This is a genomic window from Limnohabitans sp. 2KL-51, assembly GCF_003063645.1.
Lineage (GTDB): Bacteria > Pseudomonadota > Gammaproteobacteria > Burkholderiales > Burkholderiaceae_C > Limnohabitans_A.
In genome coordinates this window covers 1-672 of sequence record NZ_NESJ01000068.1, presented here as the reverse complement: position 1 = coordinate 672, position 672 = coordinate 1, and the positions used below count along the sequence as shown (strand labels likewise).

The window sequence follows — 672 nt, the reverse complement described above, 5'->3', positions numbered from 1 at the left end:
ACCAAGTGAGCCTGGCCTACAACACGCGCGGCAACAGCGTGGCCACGATCGACATCGTCTCGGCCAGCACCGACAGCGGCGCCACCGCCAGCGACTTCATCACCAACGACCAGACCCTGACGTACGCGGGCACCATCACCGGCTGGGTGCCGGGCCTGGGCGACCGCGTCATGCTGCAGTTTTATGACAGCACTGGCGCGCAAATGGGCGCCAATGCCTTTGTGGCACCGGCAGACAGCGGCGCCTGGACGTGGGACGACACGGCCAACATCCGCGCCGCAGGCACCTACAGCATCAAGGCCACGATCGTGAGCGCCACGGGCACCACGGCCGTCAACAGCACAGCCCCCACCAGCGTGAGCGGCAACCTCACGCAAGGCGGCTACGACCAGCAAACCGTGGTCATCGACACGAGCGGGGGCACGAGCGCCGAGATCAATCTGGCCATCAGCATCATCACCGACGCGGACAACAACGCGTTCGTCAACAAGGCCGAGCTCGCCAGCAACACCACCTTCACCAGCCGCGTCACGTTTGACCCGGCGCTGGCCAAGCCGGGCATGGTCATCACCGTGAGCGACGGCACGACCACAACCCCCATCACCTTGACCGCCGCAGACGTGGCCAGCGGCTTTGTGCTGGCCAGCTTTACCAAGCCTGCAGAAGGGGCCA

1 protein-coding gene is annotated in these 672 nt (G+C 65.8%); it reads left to right on the top strand.

Annotation, left to right across the window (positions count from 1 at the left end):
* On the top strand, positions 1–672 hold a 672-nt coding region (locus B9Z49_RS21950; protein ID WP_158273576.1), incomplete at both ends, for a hypothetical protein.